Source organism: Microcoleus sp. T3_D1 (assembly GCF_036700405.1).
In the GTDB taxonomy this organism is placed as follows: Bacteria; Cyanobacteriota; Cyanobacteriia; order Cyanobacteriales; family Microcoleaceae; genus Microcoleus.
In genome coordinates this window covers 38,541-56,502 of the sequence record NZ_JAUBOV010000016.1, presented here as the reverse complement: position 1 = coordinate 56,502, position 17,962 = coordinate 38,541, and the positions used below count along the sequence as shown (strand labels likewise).

The following is a 17,962-nucleotide window of genomic DNA, read 5'->3' as shown; positions in this document are numbered from 1 at the left end:
ATTCCCAATCAGGAATTGAGCATTGCTAGTACGGTTAATCAATTAACCGTGTCGTGTTTCCTCCCCACCGCTGGTTCGTTGGGGATTTCCACACTCCCGTCATGTCTGATGAAAGGCTGCAAAAAATCCTCGCCCAGTGGGGCATTGCCTCTCGTCGTCTTGCAGAACAGATGATTGTAGCTGGACGAGTCCGAGTTAATGGCAATATTGTTCGGTTAGGAGAAAAAGCGAATCCCGATCGCGATCTCATCCAAGTCGATGGAGTCCCGGTGAAACCAACGGATCGACCCGCACAGGTCTATCTGTTGCTCAACAAACCTGCAGGCGTAGTTTCTACTTGCAGCGATCCAAGGGCCCGATCGAAAGTTCTTGACTTGCTGCCACCACAACTGCGATCCGGTCAAGGCATCCACCCCGTAGGACGCTTAGATGCAGATTCCACCGGCGCCCTCTTGCTCACCAATGATGGTAAGCTGACATTTTGTTTGACCCATCCGCGTCACTCGATCGCCAAAACTTATCAGGTTTGGGTGAGCGGCGATCCCCCGGAACCCATACTACAAACGTGGCGTCAGGGCATCATCTTGTCCGGCCGAAAAACTTTGCCCGCGAAAGTTAAAGTTATCGATCGCGCGCAAGACCAAACTCTGTTAGAAGTAATTCTATCAGAAGGCAGAAACCGACAGATTCGGCGAACAGCCGAGCTGTTGGGATATCCCGTGGTGCGCCTGCACCGCACAGCCATTGGCCCGATTCAATTGCAGCGGCCCGGTGCGCCAATATTGCCACCAGGCTGCTGCCGACCCCTAGAAGATGCGGAAATTATTTATTTATGGAATCTAGTCAACCTAACATCAATAAGCGTGCCAGTAAATTCCCCGGAGCACAGCATATGACAAAGAATTTATTGTTTTTATTCTTCAAAACAACTAAGCAGAAACTGCACTCCCAAGAGCCAGAAACAGCTCAGAAGAAGCTAGCGGAAATTGGAACTCAACTCCGTCAGTACCGCGAACAGCAGTCGATTTGTTTGGACAAAGTAGCCGTGGTAACAATGATTCGGCGGAATCTGCTACAAGCAATCGAGGACGGTCAACTCGACCAACTTCCCGAACCCGTCTACACTCAGGGTTTGATCAAGCGCTACGCTGAAGCAATGGGTTTGGACCCAAATCAGTTTGCCGAATTTTTCCCGATCGAACCGCCGCCCCGATCGAGAACCAAGCTATCCTGGCAAGATGGGCCTCAGTTGCGGCCGATGCACCTCTACCTCTTTTACACATTTCTAATTATCTGTTCGGTCAATGTCTTATCTCAGTTGATGAGCGGTTCTATTACCGCAAAAAACGGTGCGGGAGCCGAAGAACTAGCGCTTGGTCAGCAAGAACAAGCTCGCGCCGCTGCTGAGGCATCGAGAGCCTCACAAAATCAGAAACCCGATAGTTACGAGGCTGTCGAAGCAGTAAGAACCGGTCAAAATTCAAATAAATCTGGCAATAAACCAGTGATGGTTAACGTCACTTTTAAAGCAGAATCGTGGATGCAGGTTGAAGTCGATGGTAAAACAGAGTTTGAGGGAACTTTGCCGACCGGGACTGTTCGCACTTGGGGGGCTCAAAAGCAATTAGTAGTGGTAGCAGGTAACGCCGGCGGGGTAATGGTTGCTGTTAATAACGGACAAGCCGAACCACTCGGAGCCCCTGGAGTCGCCAAAGAAGTTGTGTTTAAAGCCAACGAACTCAATCCTTCAGCACCGCCCAAGAATGAAGGTTGAGTGTTAATTGGTAATGGTTAATGGGTAATAGGTAATAGGGGGCAGTCCACAGAGTTTAATTAGAATGTCCGTCTTGATTCACTCATTACCAATTACCAATTACCCATTAGATCAAATCCGGTTGCCTCGGAATAGTCAAATCCATCCAGTCACCAATCAAGAATCAGGGAGGGTGCAACCGGAATAGCTCTAACTCATCTGCGTTAATTTGTGTTGCATCTGCCCTCATCTGCGGTGAAAAAAATAGAATTTCTGAACCGCCCCGGACAAGGGATTGACGCAGATTCACGCCGATGAAGAGAATAGAGATAGGAATAATTCCGATGCTAACAGATTTGATATTACCCATTAACAATTAGCAATTACCGACTACCAACTACCCCTTACCGACAATCAATGTTTATTAGGAGCGCGCCCGGAGATGTAAGTCATAGTTTTGAGCCGATCGCGCACTTCCCAATTCAAAGCTTCAGGTCGATACCGCCAGCCCCAATTTCCCTCTGCTTTCCCCGGAAAATTCATCCGCGCGTCTGTAGCCAAACCCAACAAGTCTTGAAACGGCACAATTGCCAAATTAGCAACAGACATCCAACCCATGCGGATTAAAGACCAGTGAATTCCTTGGGGATCGATGCAGCCCAAATAACGATAAACGTCATCTCTTTCGTAGTGTTGCAGTTGATTGAACCATCCGACAGTCGTGTCGTTGTCGTGAGTGCCGGTGTAAACTACGCAGTTGCGATCGTAATTGAAAGGCAAAAAAGGCTCGCCCGGGCCTGAGTTAAAAGCAAACTGCAAAATCTTCATTCCCGGAAACTCGAACCGATCTCGCAAAGCTTCCACTTCTGGAGTAATTACCCCTAAATCCTCCGCGATAATTGGCAAGTTGCCAAACTTTTCATTAATTAGATCCAACAAAGCTGTTCCCGGCGCTTTAATCCACTCTCCGTACATAGCAGTTTCTTGCCCGCGCTTCACCGCCCAGTAAGCCTCAAATCCTCGAAAGTGGTCGATCCGAGTCACGTCTACATAAGCGAAAATCGCTTCAAAACGCTGCACCCACCACTCGAAATTAGTTGCTTGCAACTTCTCCCAATTGTATACGGGGTTGCCCCACAATTGACCTGTATTGCTGAAGTAATCAGGGGGAACTCCGGCCATTAAAGCTGCTTCTCCGGTGGCTTCATCCAAGCAAAATATTTCTGGATTAGACCATACATCCGCGCTATCGTGAGCTACATAAATCGGAATATCGCCAATAATTTTAATGTCCCGCATGTTAGCATAGCCTTTCAACTCGGTCCACTGGCGAAAAAACTCAAACTGGACGTATTTGTAGTAATAAATCTCAGCATTTAGCTGCTGGCGCCACTTCTCTAGCGACTCTGGCTCTCTACGGGCAATTTCTGGTTCCCAATTGTTCCAGCTAACACCGCCAAAGTGATCTTTTAGTGCCATAAATAAGGCGTAATCTTCCAGCCAATTCTCTTTGCTTTCGCAAAAACCTGAGAATTCTTTTTGCTGGAGCGGGGATGCTTTGGCTTTGAAGTTTTCGCAAGCTTTTTTTAGCAAAGGCACTTTCAGGGCGATCGCCCGCTCGAAGTCTACATAATCGAGCGGAAATTCTGGTAAATTAGCGAAGTCTTCATCGGCGAGCCATTGAGCGTCCCGCAGCATTTCTGGGTTGATCAGCAGCGGATTTCCCGCCATTGCTGAATAGCACGAATAAGGAGAATTTCCGTATCCTGTCGGGCCCAGCGGCAATACCTGCCAGTATTGCTGGTCGCTCTCAACTAAAAAGTCAATAAAGCGATATGCTTCTATTCCCAAGTCCCCAATGCCAAATCGACTGGGAAAGGATGTGGGGTGGACTAGCATGCCGCTCGATCGGGGAAAAAGCATAATCTATCTAAAGATATAGGAATTTAACATTGACAATTTGACCTATCTTCCCTACGAGTTAAACTTCGTAGTTTTTAGGGCGATTGTTAGGGCAAATACTTTTGTGATTGTCTCATATTTTCTGCGATAACGTGCTTACCAAATATTTTTATGGAACTCTACTCATAAATCCTGAGTAGAGTTCAAAAAATCAAAATCCGAACTTACACGATCGCCCTGCTTTCACAGCTAGGTTTTTTTACCCAGGCTCGTTTGCTGCAACAAAGTATTTTGCTTGAGCGTACCCGGTTTCTACCTAATCTTTCAATATAACTTTTCTGTTATTTTCGCCCTATCTGTCTGCAGTCGTAAATTGCCCGCCAAAAATCAGCCATCACTTAAGCAGAGCCCATGCACAAATCAGCCGACTGTTTTGTATCTCAAAAAACAGTCGGCTGCGGAATTACCTGAAAAGAGGCTGAGTTTAAGCTTGCTTGTTCAACATTTTCTGCACTTGTTTGAGAGCTATACTGCCGATGTTGTAAGCAGCCCAGCCGCCCGCCAACAATACGGGCATCAATACTATTAGTATGCGGAAGTCAAATTCCATGAGTTCTCCTCCTAAAGTTTTTTAACAAATTCTCATAATCTATTTGTATCTCATTTTGTCGCGATTCTCTTGACTCTTTAACCAAATATTCGGGCTACGCAGGAGGACATCGCTCCGCAGGAATGGAGAGCGAAAGCGAAACTCCTGGGCGGGCGATCGGCATTCGCTGCACCAATTATCCCACAATCTGTTTGGCAATCCCTTCCACAACCTTAGTTAGAGGGTCGTTAGGGAAGTGCAGCGCAAACACTCCCTTGCTGGCGAGCAGCATCATCTGGTCGCTGTGGGGCAGTACCCCTGCCACTGGGATGTTGTAAATACTCTCTACTTGTTGCTTCAAATCCTCGAAATCTAGGGATTCAGGGGCTTTATTGATCGTCATCAAAATCTTGGGAACTTCTAATTTGCGGGCTACATCTACCGTGACAGCCGTTCCCTGAAAATCTTGCTGATCCGGACGCAGAATCAGCAGCAGGATGTCGGAAATGGTGATGCTGAGGAGGGTTTCTTCGTTGAGCCCCGGGTGCGTGTCTATAAATAGGTAGTCTAAGTTCAAAACCTCGATCAGTTCTTGAAAGCCGTCGGTAAGCAGTCCCACATCGTAGCCTTCCCGCAAAACTCGCGCTATCTCCCCTGCTTTAATGCTCGAAGGAATCAGGTAGAGGGTGCCGTTACTGGCTAATTTTGGCAGTAGCGAACTCACATTGTAGGCCGTATCGGCGATCGGACAGCGGCCCCACAGGTAATCGTTCAGGCAGCGATCCATGTTGCTCTCGCTGAAACCGAACAGCACGTGAATCCCCGGTGATTGAATGTCTGTGTCCACAATGGCGACCCGATTTCCGCCGCGAGCGATAATAGATGCCAGGTTTGCTGTCGTGTTCGATTTGCCAGTTCCGCCCCGGTAAGAGTGGACAGAGATGATTTTGGACATGATCTGCGTATGAGCGTAAGAAACGGCGAGAATTAATTATGATGCAATTCTCGATGCAGTCGAGTTGCCTGTCATTCTTCCTTTGCCCCCAAATCCTCCTTGTCAGTTAAACTATCACTTTTTTCATCTTTTATCCTCTTTTCTGCGCCCCTGCGCTGCCGCATCTGTTTGGCTTTGGCTTGCAAATCGCTGAACTCGTCATCAGGTTTAGTTTCGGCTGAACTAGCAGCACCACCACGGGTATCGATCGGGACACCCGTTTGAGAGTCGCTTTCCGATTCAGTCACGGCGGCGCGCTGCTTCTGCTGTTTGGCTTTTTCCTGCAACTGAGCTAGGTAGTCGTCTGTCTGACTTTCGGCCTTGGGAAGCTCTGGGGTACTTGCAGTTATTTCTTGGGGTTCGGAAGGTGTTTTTTCAGAGGTTTCTTGTTTGCTAATCCTCAGTTTATCTTTCTTTTGCTGCAATTCTTTAAAGAAATCAGATTCTGTGATTTCTGCCACTTGCTGTTCTTTTTTGGCTTGGTCTATTTCGATTTTGAAGACTTGTTTTACTCGATCGCTAATTGCTTTCCCGTATCCGGCTTTATTAAATCTCTCTGCTGATACTATGCTACCGCCAGTTAAGATTAATGCTAAGGCTGGCGCTGCCACAGGCACCCACCCTCCCAACAGAAAAATCCCAAAGCTGAGCGCGCAGCACCCCGACAGCAGCGCTCCGAATGTCACTGTCAACTTCGCTGGGTGAGCCATCCGCGATGCCAAGGTTCCTCCCACAATTGACCATGCCGAAATCCACAAGATTTCTGCCCATTCCGGCCAAAACCAAAACATCGGTCTGTTGTCTAAAACTGTACTCAAAATTTGGCTGACTACTTGTGCGTGTGCCACGATACCAGGCATGAATTGGTTGCTTTGCTGTCGCCCACTGTAAGGAGTATAAAATAAATCTTTAACGGTTTCTGTGGTGTAACCGATGAGAACTATTTTATCTTTAACTAAATTTGGGTCAACTTTTCCTTCTAAAACATCGGTAATTCTGACTTGGTTTGCGACTTGCTGCCGGGAACGATAGTTAATTAATATTTGATATCCCCTGACATCGGCATTTTTGTATCCTCCGTCATTGCTTGCTAGTTGTTTTAATTGGGTGTTTCCCAGCCATAAAGATTGATCTGGTGCCAGTTTGGGATAGATTTTTTGCCCTTGCAGGTAGCGGAGTGCTAGCTGGATGTTGAAGGAAGCTAAAACTTGAGAATTGTCATTGCAAAGATGTTTTTGGGCCGAGGAGTTGCCCTCAATTTTCGGCGGTTTCATAAATAATAAAGCCCTGCGGAGTATGCCACCCGGATCGACTCCGAAATCTGCAAATCCCACCCGGTTTTGTGGCAGCCCCGGCGCAGGCGGAGAACCGGGATTGTCCGGGCTTCCGTCGGTGACTAAACATACCCCGATAATTCGATCGCTTTTTTGTAAAACTTTGGTTAATTCCTCGCGCCCCTCTCCTAAAGGTACGTCTCGCAGTACATCTAAACCGATGACTGCCGGCTGCATTTTGTCGAGTTTTTGTAAGATTTCAGCTATTGTGCGATCGGATATTGGCCACTGATTCAGTTTCTGAATGTCTGCTTCGGTAATCCCCACAACTAGCAAACGCGAGTCTGGCTGTTCATCGGGACGCCACCTCACCATTTGGTCGTAAGCGCTTAATTCTACTGATTCGAGTATTCCTAGCTGTCTGGCCCCCATCAAGGATAATGTTACTGCCGCGCTGGCAATTAATACAGACTTAGCCAATGCTAGTGATGGTTTATACCTTTGACTCAATTGAGTCGCTGCCGATCGAATTTTGTTAGATATTTTACTCATTATCCCCGCATAAAAGTTTGACTCGTTTCTGGAACAGCAGTTGTTTCACATTTCCCCCTGCTAGAGACTTCCTCCATCTTAGAACACTCGGAAAATCCGACCGCTTTGTTACAAAAATTTACAGTACGTGGCGAGCAACTGTATCCAATGATACTTGCGACCGAGGCAATCTGATTTTTCGGACGGAGAATCCACTTGCCGATCGAATTAATTAATGTTATTGATGATATGTAAAGGTTTAAATTGTGTATCTGCGCCCTCGACTAGCATCTCAAAAATATTTGTCGCCATCAGCGAATGCCTGTGTTTGCAATTATACTGAAAGGTACAACAAAATGAAACGTTTTCTACATCGGGCTACACTTGCTGTCGCCGTATCTGCGATCGCAGCTACCGTACCCACTTCACTTGCACCGATGCGCGCACAATCCCAGCCGCTTCTGCTGAGTCAAAATTTTGATTTCCAGCCTCCAGACGTAACAGCCCCCGCCAACAGACAAGGAGGGACACATCGTGGCAACAAGCTTTGCCCAGCGGGTTTATCTATTACTCCTTTAGTGCCTCCAACTAATATCGGTTTAACCCTAACAGATTCTCCCACAATTTTTGTCTATATTCCTAACACCGCGCCCGAAATAGAGTTTACTTTGCTCAACGAAAAGGAAGACAAAGTAGTCTACGAAAAAACCTTTAAACTTGACAAATCCGGGATTGTTGGAGTTAGTATTCCTGCTACAGTGGACAACAACAAATCCCTGGAAGTTGGCAAGCGATACGTATGGTCATTTTCGATGGTTTGCGACCCGGAAGACCGATCGGCAGATTTAGTTGTTAAAGGCTTCGTGCAGCGCATTGAACCGCAGGCAACTCTCAAGAGCGATTTGGCAAATCCCGACCCCATGACTAGGCTCAACGTTTATGCTCAAAATGGGATTTGGTACGAAACTCTCGCTACTTTAGCCCAAATGCGGCGCCAGACACCGGGGGATGTGAAGCTGACAGCCAAGTGGACGCAATTATTGCAGTCCCAAGGACTGGAATCTGTTGCAGCTCAACCACTGGTTGCGCCTCTTTAAATCTCGCTATTTCTTGAAGTTTGGTCGATCTGCCGATGGCGATGTGAAAATTGACCCATTTACTCGATCGCGCCCGGAGCTAAAACTCCGGGTTAACATTAGAAATGCGCTCTATAAATATTTTTACAAGTGGGTGGAAAAATGAAACGTTTTATACATTTTACTTCACTGGTGATGACTGTATTGGCGATCGCCGTTACTCTCCCCAGTTTGCTTACACCGATGCAGGCTGTACCTGCACCCATTCTCCTGAGTCAGAATGTTAATTTCAAACCTCCTGATGTCACAGCCCCCGACAACCGGCAAGGGGGGACGCATCGAGGCTGTAAGTTACGGGATGGCTTATTCATTACTCCCTTAGTACCTGAAAGCAATATTGGTTTAACGCTAACAGAGTCGCCAACATTTTTTGTATATGTTTCTCAACCGGCAGCTCAAGTAGAGTTTATTTTGCTAAACGCAGATGAATCCGAAGTAGTTTACGAAACTACTTTAAAAAATGACAAAGCCGGAATTGTTGGAGTTAGCCTTTCTCAGAAAGACAAGACAAAAAATATTGAGGTTGGTAAGCGATATGTGTGGTCGTTTGCACTAGCCTGCGCTCCTCTGGAGCGTTCTGGAGATTATATTGTTAAAGGATGGATGCAGCGAATTGAACCCCCGGCAAATCTCAAGAACGATTTGGCAAATCCCGACCCTATGGCTAAGGTGATTGCTTATGCTAAAAATGGGATTTGGTACGAGACTATTGCTACTCTAGCCGAAATGCGGCGCCTCGCACCCGATGATTCGCGGCTGACGACCGAGTGGACGCAATTGTTGAAGTCCCAAGGACTAGAATCGATTGCCGCTCAACCGCTAGTTCAGTCTTTTTAATACGCACTCTTCACCAATCATTGCTGAGTGTTTGCACAGTCAATTCTTCAATGCTTCAATCCAGTGACCGAAAGCAGCCAGGGTACAAGCCCCCGTCTTTATCCTGGTACAACCAAAAAATAGTATCCGATAACAAGCGGAGCATCTCAGTTTTGCATTTACAGTGCGAGCGTCCCCGCTCGCGTATTGTACAATACGCGAGCGGGACGCTCGCACTACAATAAAAAAAATGCTTTTTACAAAACTGAGATGCTCCCATAACAAGTCCCAGGATTCATCAGTGAGTTCGCTTTCTTCAATTCTCCAATTCTTCAATCCAAAATCTAAAATCTAAAATCTAAAATCGATTGATGGCTAATAACTTTCCGACAATTCTAGCTCTTGATTTTGACGGTGTGATTTGTGACGGACTAATCGAATATTTCCAAACCGCTTGGCGTACCTACTGTCAAATCTGGAAACCAGTCGAAACAGTGCCCGATCCAGATTTAGCTGTGAGTTTTTACCGAGTGCGGCCCGCCATCGAAACTGGTTGGGAAATGCCGCTGCTGATCCGCGCACTACTGACAGGAATTTCCCCAGAGCAAATTTTGCTAGAGTGGCCCACTATAGTACCGTATTTGTTGACCGAAAATAATTTGAAAGCGCAGTCTGTCGGCGCTATGTTAGACGGATTGCGCGATAATTGGATTGCTGAGGATTTAGCTGGGTGGCTGTCTTTGCACCGCTTTTATCCAGGGGTTGCCGAGCGCTTGCACTCGTTGCAGGAGAGTTCGGTGAAAGTCGCGATCGTCACTACAAAGGAAGGCCGTTTTGTGCGGGAACTTTTGCAGCTAGCAGGCGTACAAATGCCGCCGGAGTTGATTTTTGGTAAGGAATACAACAAGCCGAAACACCAAATTTTGCGGGAATTTTTGGCCGCGTCTGGCAAAGATTCGACTATTTGGTTTGTGGAAGATCGGTTAAAAACTTTGCTGTCGGTGAAGCAGCAGCCGGATTTATCTCAGGTGAGGTTATTTTTGGCTGATTGGGGTTACAATACTTTGCCAGAACGGGAATCTGTGGCTCAAAATCCACCAGTTCAATTGCTTTCTCTGTCCCAGTTTGCCGGAGATTTTGCCGATTGGCTGCCGATCGACTGTTGATGTTAGATTTGTTGACAGTTGTGATTTTTTTCGCTTTTCAGAGTTAAAAAAAATCACAAAATTTTACATCTTTTTTGTTGACTTTTGCGGCGCAGACATGGTATATTAATATAATGGGATGGTTGCAAAAATAATATTTTTGCAACCATCCCATTATAAGATAAATATAACAGAAATTCCTCAAAAAAGCAAGGATCTCGACAAAAAAAAAAAGGTTTTTTTTTCAGGTACTCTTGACCTCAAAAACCTGGTTTTTTTACTATTTCTGCGGGCGGGTACGAAGTATTTTAGTTTATCAAACCGCGTCTATGACAAAAAAACAAGCTTCGGAACCAAAAAATTGAAAAGTGTTTTGATAATTTCTCAGCTTGAAAGCTTTCTAATATTGAGACTTAAAACCCATGCTCGATTTAACTAAAGCAGCCAAGGCAATGCAGGGAATGAGCCAACATTTGAATGTGGAAGCGGCTGCCGCTCGCCAACGTTTGGAAGTGGCTCAGAATTTGCTGGTAAAGGCTGCAGCGGAACAGGAAAAATTGGTGGAATTGCAAGAGAATTGGCGCGATCGCACTTTATTCAATGCTGCCACGCCGATCGAGCCATTGTCCGATCGTACCTACATCACCGCACCCCCCGCCTCTCACACAGTCTTTGCCACAGACGGATCGCAAATTTCCCCCAACCATCACGAAATAGCCTACTGCTACCTGCTAAACGTCGGCACAGTCATGCTGCACTACGGACAAAGCCGCCATCCAGTTTTAGACAGCGTACCCGAGGTTTTCTACAAACCCGAAGACTTGTACGGTTCGCGACAGTGGGGAATTAGAACCGAAGAATGGATGGGATACCGGCGAGCAGTTTCCGAAGCAATTGCCTTAGCAGAAATGGGCTGCAATTGGGCAAAAGTTAACGACAATAAATTGCCCGCGCCAGCTTTAGCAATGGTAGACGGTTCCCTAATTTATTGGTTTTTGGAACAGTTACCCAGCGAAGCGCGCGATCAAATTTTGCTACCAATTTTAGAAGCTTGGGACAAGTTGCGTTTAGCAGGAATTCCGCTATTAGGATACTTAAGCGCTTCTCGCAGCAGCGAAAGCTTATCTTTTTTACGGTTTGAAGCTTGCACCCACGAAGTCCCAGACTGCATGACAAATTGCCCGAACGTCGGATTTGCCGCCACAATTTCTTTCGCCGAAAAAGCACCTTGTCAAGAATTTGAACCCTTGCGGGATGCCATCTTGTGGGCAACAATCCTCTCACCGGGACAAAGAAGCCCTTTGTGGAAATCCCAAGCTCGAATTTTAGATTTGTACGGTCTTAATTCCGTCTATTTCTGTTACGTTCACGTTGGCACAGAAATTGCTAGAATAGAAGTGCCGGAATGGGTAGCACAAGATACAGCACAGCTAGATTTAGCATTAGGAATGATGCTGGCTCAGGTACACAAAGGGGGCGGGTATCCGGTGACGCTAGCAGAAGCTCACAATCAAGCGGTAGTCACGGGGGGCGATCGAACTCGCTTTTTCGCTTTGTTAGAGCAGCAAATGATTAAAGCCGGCTTAAAGAATGTCGGAATTTCTTATAAGGAAACACGGAAGCGCGGCAGTATTGCTTAAAGTAATAAGTACAGTCCTGGACGCAGAAAGCGGGTTTTTTACGGAAATACTGAAATTGAGCTTTTAACACAGAGAAAAAACCCGCTTTCTTTGGTATTGATACGTAATTTATGTAGAGTTAAAATAGAGTTAAAATGTTATATGCCAATAGAAATAATTATCTTAATTGCTTCCTTACTTGTATCTTGGCTAGTCTTTAATTGGGCTTTTAAAGTATTGAAAGCCAGCATCGGGACAGCGATTGGTTTAGCAGCAATTGTGCTGGCGATGCAGTTATTGTTTGGCATCGGCCCAAATCAGCTTTTCCAACATATAATTCACTTGCCGGAAACCCTGGGGAAAATGATTTCAGGCAAATGATCCGATTTTAGATTTGAAATTTGAGATTTGAGGTTTGAAATTCTTTTAGATACCCGACTTCTTCAAGAAGTCGGGTATCTGCGTATTCGGATAATTTTCCCTATTATCGATAATTCATCCGTGTATCCGTGTCAAAATCCGTGTCGTGCCTTCCTTCAGATATTAACTGCCCAGCATTTGCAACTTGTACAAACTGGCATACAACCCTTCTTGCTGCAACAACTCTTCGTGGCTGCCAGATTCTACTAACTGCCCGCGTTTGAGCACTAAAATACGATCGACATTTCGGATAGTCGAGAGCCTGTGGGCAATAATAATCGCCGTTCTGTCCACCATCAAACGCTCTAGAGCTTCTTGAATTAAAGCTTCCGTCCCCACATCCAAACTAGCAGTTGCCTCGTCTAGAACTAAAATACTGGGATTGCGAATAGCGGCACGAGCAAACGCTAATAATTGCTTTTGTCCCCCCGAAAGATTGGTTCCCCGTTCCCGCAATTGCGTATCATAACCTTGAGGCAACTGTTCGATTAAACGGGCAACATTTGTCTTTTCGGCTGCTGCTTGAATTTCCTCAATCGAGTAACTTTCTCCCAGGCTGATATTGCTCTTCACGTCACCAGCAAATAGAAAGCCATCTTGGATAATCACGCCTATGTGCCTGCGTAACTCTGCTTGAGGCAAATCCCGAATATCCACATGATTAACCAGAATCCGTCCTCGGCTAGGCTCGTAAAGGCGGCACAGGAGACGGATAATCGAACTTTTGCCCGCACCAGTGGGGCCGACTAATGCTACTTTTTCGCCGGATTTGATAGTGAAATTGAGGTTTTGCAGGACATATTCGTCTTCTTTGTAAGCAAACCACACGTTGTCAAATTGGATTTCTCCCGATTCCGAATTCTGCGATTTGGCATTTTCTCCCTCCCTTAGCAAGGTGGGATTGGCGGGGGGTGATTGGGGATTGTTAGGCACTAAACGATATTCGGAACTTGCTGGATTTTGATGATTATCTGCCAATTCTCGATCGAACGGAGACAAGTTGTAAGCCGTTGCCTCTGGATGTCCAGTTATCAACAACGGTGAATAACCTGCCCTTCTTCCCTCTTCCCTCTTCCCTCTTCCTTCTTGCTTCTTCCCTCTGGCTTCAAACATCCGTGTATCCGTGTCAAAATCCGTGTTGTGCCCTTCCTTCTTCCCGCTAGTTGGATCTTTAATTTCGATCGGTTCGTTGAGAATATCGCTAATGCGTTCGACAGCGGTAAATCCTGCTTGAATTGCAGTGAATTTCTCAGCAAATTGCCGCAGCGGATCGAATAGACGCTGAGCAAATAAAATGAATGCAGAGAGAGTACCGAAGTTAAGATTACCAGCTAAAACCCTTTGACCCCCCATCCACAAAACGGCTGCAATCGCCACTAAAGCAATCCATTCTAATGTCGCAGATACGGCTGAGTCGTAAAATATAGTTTTGTCAACTGCTTTAATGTAGCGTTTATTCGTGACGCGAAACAATTCCGAGTTGAATCTTTCGCGGCGGAATAGCTGCACTACGCCAATACCAGTCAAGTTTTCTTGCAGTTGGGCGTTGAGCTCGGAAAGTTCTTCTCTGGTATTGTAATTTGCTATGCGATATTGGTACTGGAAATAAACTATGACTGCGGTAATTGGTATCATCATCAGCACCAACATTAAAGCTAGTTGCCACTGCATGGTAAACATGAAAATGGCAATTACTAAAATTGAAAATAAATCGCTGACAATGCCGATCGCCCCTGAAGAGAAAACCTCTCCCAAAGCTTCCACATCGCTGGTGAGGCGAGTCATCAGTTTACCGACAGGAGTGCGATCGAAAAATCTCACTGCTAGCGATGTGACGTGGGCGAACAAATCATTTCTAATATCTGTAGTAATTATTTGCCCTACTTTCGTGACTAAATAGCCTTGAAGTGATTGCAGTGCTAATCTAAGTGTTATAGTTAGCATGAGCAAAATAGCCAAAATATTCAATGCAGCAGATAAAGGCACTCCCCGCAGGAATTCGTAGGTAGGTTCCGCGCGAATTACCGAAATTGCCTGTCCGATGAGAATGGGTTGAATTGCTCCTGAGACTGCTAGCGGTACTAATAGTACGATCGCAATAATCAGCAAGCGTTTGCTGCGGGTTGCGTAAGATGCCAACCTCATGAATAACCGCCAGTCTGTTTCCTGGCCGGATTTGTTTTTGGTGTCTGCTACTGGTGAGGAAATTGTCATTGATGGCAAAAACTGTACAATATATCTAAGTAATAATTGTAACAAATAGAATCAATATTTGACACTAATATCAGTAACAGGCAAGATGGCTGTTTCACAAAGAGTGTTTTCTTGTAACAGTAGGTTTGGTTGAGGAACGAAACCCAACTAAAATGTTTGTTGCCCGCCAAAGTGGTACTATAATCTAATGTTAAAGGTTATACTGTCATCATGCAAGAAATAGAGACAGCCCGATTGTATCTGAGACAATTTACGCCAGACGACTTAGATGAGCTGTACCGCATCTACAGTGATGCAGAAATAATGAAATACTTGAGAGGAGTTAAAACTAGAGAAGGAACAGAAATCGCCCTTCATACCATGCTCAAAAGTTGGGAAGAAAAAAACTTCGGAATGTGGGCTTTAGTACATAAAATAGAGCGTAAAATGATTGGTCGCTGCGGACTGGTTTTTCTGGACAAGACACCGGAAGTTGAGTTGGGCTATGCGCTAGACAAAGTTTATTGGAATCAAGGATTGGTGACAGAGGCATCTTTTGCTAGTCTAAATTATGGATTTAAAATATTAAACTTGGAGAGAATAGTTGCGATCGCCCGACGCGAAAATATCGCCTCCCAGCGGGTCATACACAAAGTGGGCATGAAATATGAAAAAAACGCTCATTATTACGAAACTGATGTACTATATTACTCTATCTCGCGAGAAACCTACGAGTCAAAAGTAGTTTTGTAGGGTGTGCGTTGCACACCTTACTGCATTTAAATTACTCACACTGCAAATTGGCATTATGGCCTGCTGAAAACTACGAAGTTCTTTGCAATTGCTTGTTAACTTTTTGAATTTTCTTAGCAAAATACTCTTGTCTGTGTCCCAATCTTTTAGCCACCTCCAACCCTTTTTGATAGGATTCCAAAGCTTTATCGTAAGCCTTCATCTCTTGATAAACTTGACCGATATTGTCATAAGTATTCATCAATCCGTAGAAATTGTAAGCCCGCTCTTCTAACAGCAACTGCATTTGATAAATTCGCAAAGTAGGCTCCCACTGCTTTTGCGATCGATAAAGTAAAGCTAATTTATCCAAAGCTTCGCTAGCTTGGGCATACTGTTGAATGGGGACGGCTAAATTGTAGGCTTCCTGATAGTATTGAGCGGCTAAATTGATTTGACCTATGGTTTGGTAATCGCTGGCGATCGCAATTTTTAGCGGTGGTATAGCGCTGGGATTTTGTAAGTTAAGATACACTGATGATAGTTTTTCCCTGGCTGCGATCGCCTTTAGGGGTTGTTTCGACTGCTGGTAAACATAAGCCAACTGTCTCAGAGTATCTACCTCAGTTGGAGGAGTTACAGGCTGCGGCGGCGCACCGTTTCCCGCAACAACAGCAGAATTTTGCACAGCAGAATTAGCAGCAAATAAAGCGCGGTTTTCCTGAATTAAAGTTGCCAATTCCTCATACACGGAAGCAGCTTTATCGTAACTCAACCAATTGATGTGAATAAGCCCGATCGCCTTCAAAATCTGACCTTCAGCCAATATATCTTGGTTTTGGCGCGCATTTTCGAGAATTTCTTGGTAAACTTCTACAGTCGGGCCTTTAGCGCGCACCTGCTGAAAAGCCGCAGCGAAGGCGGGGAGCAACTCAGTATTAAGTGGTACTTGGGATTTGACTTCTTTTTGAATTGCTTGCAACCGTTTGGTAATAAGCTGTAGTTCGAGGTTTTTACCATTACTCCAAGCAACACTTCCCACCCGACTCAAAGCAGCAATTTCCGCCGCCGGGCCCAGATACCTCCGCAGCCGCAATTCTCGGAACCAAATTTCAAAAGCACCCGCGCCGTCTCCAGCTTGCAGTTTAGTGGCTGCTTCTAAGTTTAACTCTTCCAAAGCCGCTGTCAGTTCGTCCCGCTGAGTGCTGCTCAAAGATTCGCTGGCGGGACTTAGGGGATCGGGTGTGGTAATTTCTAGAGGATTAGGAGAAAATTGATCGAGGGCTGGCGGATTAGTTTGGGCGCTAGCAATAGAACCAGCACACAGCCACAGGAAAAGCAAGCACCCAATTGGTACAGAACTTCTCATTCTCAAAATTTGGTTGCCGCGATTCGGCATTCCTTCTCGAAACATCAAGTTTTGCATATCTACAAAACGGTATAAATTATGTCACAAAGATGGCACAAAAGCAAACAGTTCAACAAGAGCAACAAAATAAATGTCACCGTGCTGAGCAATTATGGGCATTTAAAGACGCTGGGCGAGCGTATTTTACGCTTATTTAGTCTAGCCCTAATTCTCTTAACTGTTTGCACAGCTTGCGCCCCCCCTCCCGCAGTTGCAAAAGACCGCTCTTTTCCAGAAATGTCCCTCGAATTTTTGGGCGAGTACGAATTGCCAAAAATGAATTTTGAAGGAGTACCAGTCGGCGGTTTGTCAGGAATTACCTACGATCCCAAAGGTATTAGCGCAGTCACTTCCAAAGCTTATCGCTTTTACGCTCTTTCCGACGACCCCAGCGAAAACGGAGAAGCCAGATTTTACAGTCTCAGACTCGACCTCACATCAAGTGACCCCGGCAATATTCGCCTGAAAAAAGTTACCGTTGACGGCGTTACCTCCCTCAAAAAAGCAGACGGTGAAACCTTCTCTTGGGGTTCCATCAATCCCGAAGGCATCGCCCTTTCTCCCCGCAATTCAGTATTTGTCGCCAGCGAAGGCGTTACTCATGTTGGCATCCCTCCTTTTCTCGGTGAATTTGACCTCAAAACAGGGCAAATGCGGGGAAATTTGCCGATACCAAAGCGCTATATTCCCGATGCCAGCGATGAAAAACAGCAGCAAGGAGTGGTGGACAATTTAGGTTTTGAATCTTTAACCATCGACCCAGAAACCTTTAGTCCGGGCGGTCTCGATCCGTTTCGTTTGTTCGCAGCTACGGAAGCACCGTTAATGCAAGATTTAGACCCCGAACAGGCAAGCAAACTGCGTCTTTTACATTATATCATCGTCGATAAAACGCCGCAATTAGTCTCAGAAAATCTTTACAATCTCGACCAAGTTCCCATGACTATTTTGAACGGTTTAACAGAATTAGTAACTGTCGGTGGCGGTCAGATTCTGAGTTTAGAACGTTCTTTTGGGCTGTCGGGATACAGCGCTAGGATTTATCAACTAGCGGTTGGGGCGGCTACAGATACTTCGAGAATCCAGAGTTTTAAAGGGCGAGTGGCCGTCGAACCTGTTAAGAAAAAGTTGCTGCTAGACTTAAGCCAACTCGGAATTCCGCTATATAATTTAGAGGGAATGACCCTCGGACCGCGCTTGCCAGACGGCAGCCAGAGTGTCGTTTTGGTCAGCGATGACAATTTTGATGAAGCGCAGAAAACTCAGTTTCTTTTATTTAGCTTGAAGGGCAAAGGTTAGGTAATAAGGGCGGGCTAGAAGCCCACCCCACCCCACAATAAGATTTATTATTTGTGAAACAGGCATCTTGCCTGTAGATCAAAACAGTACAATAAAATTCACTATTTGTGGAACAGGCATCTTGCCTGTTCATAAAAAAGTTAAATCACAT

At 45.6% G+C, this 17,962-nt stretch carries 15 protein-coding genes; 9 read left to right on the top strand and 6 right to left on the bottom strand.

Annotation, left to right across the window (positions count from 1 at the left end; translation table 11 throughout):
* Positions 1–101 precede the first annotated feature (101 nt).
* On the top strand, positions 102–896 hold the full coding sequence (locus QT992_RS09870; protein WP_333318277.1) for a pseudouridine synthase: 795 nt from the start codon (positions 102–104) through the stop codon (positions 894–896).
* Positions 893–1,774: a RodZ domain-containing protein gene (locus QT992_RS09865; RefSeq protein WP_333318221.1), complete on the top strand. Its 882-nt coding sequence runs from the start codon at positions 893–895 to the stop codon at positions 1,772–1,774. The genes QT992_RS09870 and QT992_RS09865 overlap by 4 nt, the downstream gene beginning before the upstream one ends.
* 393 nt (positions 1,775–2,167) lie before the next feature.
* Here QT992_RS09865 and malQ read toward each other — a convergent pair whose 3' ends face one another.
* The 4 genes from malQ to QT992_RS09845 form a co-directional block, all read right to left on the bottom strand.
* A complete protein-coding gene (gene malQ / locus QT992_RS09860; RefSeq protein WP_333318219.1) occupies positions 2,168–3,676 on the bottom strand; it encodes a 4-alpha-glucanotransferase in 1,509 nt (502 codons plus the stop codon).
* 463 nt (positions 3,677–4,139) lie between these two features.
* Positions 4,140–4,265 (bottom strand): photosystem II protein Y, encoded by a 126-nt coding sequence (locus QT992_RS09855; protein WP_333157538.1) that lies wholly within the window; start codon positions 4,263–4,265, stop codon positions 4,140–4,142.
* A 175-nt stretch (positions 4,266–4,440) separates the two neighbouring features.
* Complete coding sequence (locus tag QT992_RS09850) at positions 4,441–5,199, bottom strand: MinD/ParA family protein (protein ID WP_333318218.1); 759 nt, start codon at positions 5,197–5,199, stop codon at positions 4,441–4,443.
* 71 nt (positions 5,200–5,270) lie between these two features.
* Positions 5,271–7,064 carry a CHASE2 domain-containing protein gene (locus QT992_RS09845; protein WP_333335796.1) on the bottom strand — a complete coding sequence of 598 codons (1,794 nt, stop codon included), beginning with the start codon at positions 7,062–7,064 and terminating at the stop codon, positions 5,271–5,273.
* Positions 7,065–7,399: 335 nt separating this feature from the next.
* On the opposite strand from QT992_RS09845, the gene QT992_RS09840 reads away from it, so the two are divergent.
* The 5 genes from QT992_RS09840 to QT992_RS09820 all read left to right on the top strand — a co-directional run bounded on the left by QT992_RS09840 (position 7,400) and on the right by QT992_RS09820 (position 12,140).
* Positions 7,400–8,140, top strand: coding sequence for a DUF928 domain-containing protein (locus tag QT992_RS09840; RefSeq protein WP_333335799.1), 741 nt, complete (start codon positions 7,400–7,402; stop codon positions 8,138–8,140).
* 141 nt (positions 8,141–8,281) lie between these two features.
* Positions 8,282–9,016, top strand: coding sequence for a DUF928 domain-containing protein (locus tag QT992_RS09835; RefSeq protein WP_333318212.1), 735 nt, complete (start codon positions 8,282–8,284; stop codon positions 9,014–9,016).
* A 350-nt stretch (positions 9,017–9,366) separates the two neighbouring features.
* Positions 9,367–10,161 (top strand): HAD hydrolase-like protein, encoded by a 795-nt coding sequence (locus QT992_RS09830; protein ID WP_333335803.1) that lies wholly within the window; start codon positions 9,367–9,369, stop codon positions 10,159–10,161.
* A 401-nt stretch (positions 10,162–10,562) separates the two neighbouring features.
* Entirely contained in the window at positions 10,563–11,780 is a 1,218-nt protein-coding gene (locus tag QT992_RS09825; protein WP_333318209.1) for a DNA double-strand break repair nuclease NurA, read from the top strand.
* Positions 11,781–11,921: 141 nt separating this feature from the next.
* On the top strand, positions 11,922–12,140 hold the full coding sequence (locus QT992_RS09820) for a hypothetical protein (RefSeq protein ID WP_333318207.1): 219 nt from the start codon (positions 11,922–11,924) through the stop codon (positions 12,138–12,140).
* A gap of 162 nt (positions 12,141–12,302) precedes the next feature.
* Here the strand turns inward: QT992_RS09820 and QT992_RS09815 are convergent, their stop codons facing one another.
* Positions 12,303–14,393 (bottom strand): ABC transporter ATP-binding protein, encoded by a 2,091-nt coding sequence (locus QT992_RS09815; RefSeq protein WP_333335807.1) that lies wholly within the window; start codon positions 14,391–14,393, stop codon positions 12,303–12,305.
* Between the two features lie 210 nt (positions 14,394–14,603).
* Between QT992_RS09815 and QT992_RS09810 the strand changes: the two genes are divergently transcribed.
* Positions 14,604–15,125, top strand: coding sequence for a GNAT family N-acetyltransferase (locus QT992_RS09810; RefSeq protein ID WP_333319253.1), 522 nt, complete (start codon positions 14,604–14,606; stop codon positions 15,123–15,125).
* Positions 15,126–15,195: 70 nt separating this feature from the next.
* Here the strand turns inward: QT992_RS09810 and QT992_RS09805 are convergent, their stop codons facing one another.
* Positions 15,196–16,530 (bottom strand): tetratricopeptide repeat protein, encoded by a 1,335-nt coding sequence (locus tag QT992_RS09805; protein WP_333376926.1) that lies wholly within the window; start codon positions 16,528–16,530, stop codon positions 15,196–15,198.
* Between the two features lie 21 nt (positions 16,531–16,551).
* On the opposite strand from QT992_RS09805, the gene QT992_RS09800 reads away from it, so the two are divergent.
* A complete protein-coding gene (locus tag QT992_RS09800) occupies positions 16,552–17,811 on the top strand; it encodes an esterase-like activity of phytase family protein (protein ID WP_333335817.1) in 1,260 nt (419 codons plus the stop codon).
* The last annotated feature ends 151 nt before the right edge of the window (positions 17,812–17,962 follow it).